This is a genomic window from Pedobacter sp. (assembly GCF_035566355.1).
GTDB lineage: Bacteria > Bacteroidota > Bacteroidia > Sphingobacteriales > Sphingobacteriaceae > Pedobacter.
Genome location: NZ_DATMRL010000585.1, coordinates 1 through 3,910, shown reverse-complemented (window position 1 = coordinate 3,910; position 3,910 = coordinate 1). Strand labels below are relative to the sequence as shown.

Genomic DNA, 3,910 nt, shown 5'->3' with positions numbered 1-3,910 from the left:
TCTGTAGGGAATGGTCTTGGGCTGATGATTTTTATCAAAAACGACCTGGCAATATAATCCCGGAGCATTGACTACAAAGACATCCGGTTCCGAATCCTTTGTGGTAGGAAAAAGGGAATTGATATCGGCCGTCTCGTCGGCACAGGTTAAAGTAGTATTATCATTTGCGATATTAAAAGCCTCTACCTGCGTTGCATTAGTTCCGTATAGCCAGCCAGAAGTAGGTTTGTCATCTGGAGAGTCGTACATGATTCTTGAAATCGAACCGGCTCCGTTTAATGTCCATCCATGTAATCCGTAACTATCCGAGACTTTAACGCCGCCAGCAGAATAGTCCAGACTAATGGGGACCTGGATGTCTCCAGACTTCACGGCGTAAATTGGTATGCTTAGCTGCGCCCGGCCCTTAAAATGATCCACGCTGACAATACCCTGTGCAAAAAGGGTATTGAACCCGCAACTGATGATCAAAACTGCAATGCTGCAAATTGTCGCGATTTTAGGTTGCCACTTGAAATAGCGATTATTTTCTTTCACAGCCCTTTTGATCAAACCAGGCTTGTAGAAAACTGAAAAAAGTAAATTATCGTTCATGCTGATATTATAAAATATCAGCCAATGTAAAAAGACTCAGTGCAGTGGTGCTGCACTGGGATTTTTTTTTAAAAAAAAGCGCGCTAAATAATACAATTAATTGATTTACAGATGAATAATTTTCAATTACATCCATCTAATGAAAATCTATGGTCACCCAATGTTGATGACTGCTGGCTTCTTTTCATAATACTGCAACAGCTTCATTTGAAGGTCTACCAATAAGCTTTCTCTTTGATGCAACTTCTCACTGAGTTCTTCAATTTTCAAAGTATCTTCTGATTTGAGTCCTGTAAAGTCACTGGAAAACATATCAACGATAGATACTTAAAAAAATGTATCAGTAGTTAATGACAGCCATGAACTCAACCTCCAACATCACATCTGCCCTAAAAAGCTGTTTTACTTCTACCGATGTTTGCGCAGGTGGTTGTGTAGTGTCAATGTATTTGTTTCTTATTGTTCTGAATGCAGGAAGATTTGAAATATCGGTAAAATAGTTGTTCAGTTTGATGATATTTTTCAGGCTTCCGCCTGCCTTTTCCAGCTTCTTTTGAATGCTGGAAAAAATATATTCTGCCTGTTGTTCAAAATTTCCGGCACCAACGGTATTGCCATCATTATCCAAGGCCAACTGACCCGAAAAGACAAGCATTTTGGCGGTTCCCAAATCAATTTCCACATATTCGGAATAGCCAAACTGTGAAATCTCATGATGCTTTACCATATTGTTCTTATTTGATGTTTGCTTTGTAGTCTGGGCATCGGCAGCAATAGCATTCACAGATGCCAATATCAGTATGATTGCCCTGTAAATCGGTTTCATTATTTCTCATTCTTTTTTGACACAATAGCATCTATCTCTGAAGAGGTAATCCCGTATTTTGCCATTTTATTGCGGTGGTCTGCCGAGCCTAAATATTTATTAAGCTGTTGGTTTACCGCTTGCAATAATTCGTGGTTGTCTTTATTAAATGAAAAGGCTCCGACAGGAATTTTATCGGCTATATTGTTCTTTAAGGGGACAGATTGTAATTCCGGGTTCGCTTTTACAATAGCATTGTTTCCAACTGCCGTAGCTGCAAATGCGTCAATCTTTCCCGATTGCAATGCCGCAATTAACGCATCCTGATTTTTGAGCAATACGATTTGGCTGTCATTCACACCTGCCGACCTTGCTTTGTTAACCTGAACCTGTCCGGGAATAAGCCCCAACCTCGTATCACTTCTCATTGCCACGGTTTCATAACTTGTCAGTTCTTTCGGGTTTCCCTGATGCACTACGAAACCATCGCCCAACGCCCAAACAGGAATGCTAAACGCCACTTCTTTTGCTCGTTCATCTGTTACGAAAATAGGAACGTTGATGTCCCAGCGACCGCCCTTTACTCCCTGTAAAAGTTCCTCAAATGTTGTATGATGGTATTCGATGGATGATATGCCAATTTCCCGAAGCACCGTTTCGATGAGTTCAATGTCCGCACCTTTTAGAGACTTGTCTTTCTCCGTCCAATAAAATGGAGGTTCATCTACGTATGCTATCCTGATTTTTTTAATGCTCATATCTGTTACAATTGTGTAGTTAAGTTTAAGTTCTTAGCTATACAACAAAGGTATAGCTTAGAAATAGATGGCAACAGATACAGATATTGGATATTTTACTGTAACAGATGGATTTGTTACAATAGAACTAAAGAGCTAAACCTTACAGCTATTTATCAATAGCACTACAAAAAAGTTTACCCAAAATAATAAGTGCTTTTTCTGTTTTCTTCTCCCAAAGACCTGAATAACTGATACGGAGGTAATTCTTATAATTCCCTTTCAATGAAAAAATTTCTCCCGGGGCATAAGATACATTCTGTTCCATTGCTCTTTCAAGATAATCTGAAGTATTGATGATATGAGGCAATTCTATCCAGATGTAAAGGCCACCGCCTGGTTGTGTGATTTTGGTTCCATCGGGGAAATACTGCCTGATGAGGACAGTATAACGATTAAGATTCTTGTACATTTCAAGCCTGAATTTTAGCAAGTGCTTTTCAGACACACCGGAGTTGAGTAATTGAAAAACCACACGTTGATTAAAACTGGATGTGGAATGGTTCAGCATTGCTTTTACTCTTGCAACATCATAAGTGAAACGCCCCCCGGCACAGTAACCGATTCTCAATCCTGGAGCAAGTGTTTTGGTAAACGAACTGCAATACATGACCCAACCGTCTGTATCGTAGGTTTTGATGGTGTCGGGTCTGCCACCTTTAAAGAACAAATCCCCGTATAGGTCGTCTTCTATAACAGGAATATTCAGTGTATTGGCTAATGCAGCGAGTTGTTTCTTTCCATCTGTATCAATACTTGCACCATCGGGATTATTAAAATTACTAACGATAACACAGGCTTTGACAGCTAATTTTTTACAAGCTTTTTTAACATCATCTATTGATATACCTGATGACGGGTGGGACGGCACGGAAACAGCTTTAAGTCCTAAGCATTCTATGATTTGCAATATACCAAAGAAACAGGGTTCTTGCACCAATACCGTATCTCCCGGTTTTGTTATGGCTTTCAGGCAACAGAAGACGGCTTCTAAAGCCCCATTGGTGATGACTAATTCGTCCGCATGGAGCCAGCCTTTCCATGGCAGTGAACGTTTGGAGACTTCTTCACGTAGTTGTTTGTTGCCATACCGGCTTTCTAATCCAAGATAGCTGCCACTGGCATCTCTTGATGTTTGCTGGATAAAGCGTTTGATACTGTTGAAAGGCAACAGCCTGTTATCGGGAAGTGCATTGGTAAACGATACAAATTTTTTATCTGTACCATCATGGGGCAGTTTTTGTAACAGTCGGTCAATATGAACATCTCTTGCCGATAGCGAAACAGGTATTACTTCTGGCAATGGCTTTTCTTCACTTGAAATATCCTGTACGAAATACCCTGACTTTTCTTTGGAAACAACCAGACCTTTCTCCACTAAATAATTAAAAGATTGCAGAATGGTTCCAATACTCAATCCCTTTTTTTGGTGAAGGCTTCTTATCGACGGTAATCTATCTCCCGGTTTGAAAATTCCGCTTTCAATCATTTCAGCGAGTTTACCAGCAAATGAAATGTAAATGGGTTCCTTCATATTGTCAACTGTTACAGTGAAATATTCAAAATTGAAATCTGTTAAAGGTATGAATTTAAACGGATTGATTATTTGCGGAAAAACCAATAAATTCGAACCCTTTGCCCAATTTCAGAACAGTATGGATCAATAATTAATTAAATAGAACATTTAGATAATTGGTCAAACCAGTCGCATTTC

General features: G+C 39.5%; 5 protein-coding genes. All 5 read right to left on the bottom strand.

All coding sequences use genetic code 11. From position 1 onward, the window contains the following. Positions 1–594: hypothetical protein (locus VNZ46_RS22985; RefSeq protein WP_325562991.1), on the bottom strand; the 594-nt coding region annotated here is incomplete at its 3' end. Between the two features lie 153 nt (positions 595–747). Beyond that, positions 748–906 carry a hypothetical protein gene (locus VNZ46_RS22980; protein ID WP_325562989.1) on the bottom strand — a complete coding sequence of 53 codons (159 nt, stop codon included), beginning with the start codon at positions 904–906 and terminating at the stop codon, positions 748–750. Between the two features lie 28 nt (positions 907–934). After that, on the bottom strand, positions 935–1,420 hold the full coding sequence (locus VNZ46_RS22975) for a RidA family protein (protein WP_325562987.1): 486 nt from the start codon (positions 1,418–1,420) through the stop codon (positions 935–937). Next, positions 1,420–2,157 (bottom strand): transporter substrate-binding domain-containing protein, encoded by a 738-nt coding sequence (locus tag VNZ46_RS22970; protein WP_325562985.1) that lies wholly within the window; start codon positions 2,155–2,157, stop codon positions 1,420–1,422. The genes VNZ46_RS22975 and VNZ46_RS22970 overlap by 1 nt, the downstream gene beginning before the upstream one ends. 148 nt (positions 2,158–2,305) lie before the next feature. Next, positions 2,306–3,730 carry a PLP-dependent aminotransferase family protein gene (locus VNZ46_RS22965; RefSeq protein ID WP_325562983.1) on the bottom strand — a complete coding sequence of 475 codons (1,425 nt, stop codon included), beginning with the start codon at positions 3,728–3,730 and terminating at the stop codon, positions 2,306–2,308. Between the last annotated feature and the right edge of the window lie 180 nt (positions 3,731–3,910).

Excerpts from the sequence above, each read along its gene's own strand:
- VNZ46_RS22980 (WP_325562989.1), bottom strand. The coding sequence starts at position 906 with ATGTTTTCCAGTGACTTTACAGGACTCAAATCAGAAGATACTTTGAAA.
- VNZ46_RS22975 (WP_325562987.1), bottom strand. The coding sequence starts at position 1,420 with ATGAAACCGATTTACAGGGCAATCATACTGATATTGGCATCTGTGAAT.
- VNZ46_RS22970 (WP_325562985.1), bottom strand. The coding sequence starts at position 2,157 with ATGAGCATTAAAAAAATCAGGATAGCATACGTAGATGAACCTCCATTT.
- VNZ46_RS22965 (WP_325562983.1), bottom strand. The coding sequence starts at position 3,730 with ATGAAGGAACCCATTTACATTTCATTTGCTGGTAAACTCGCTGAAATG.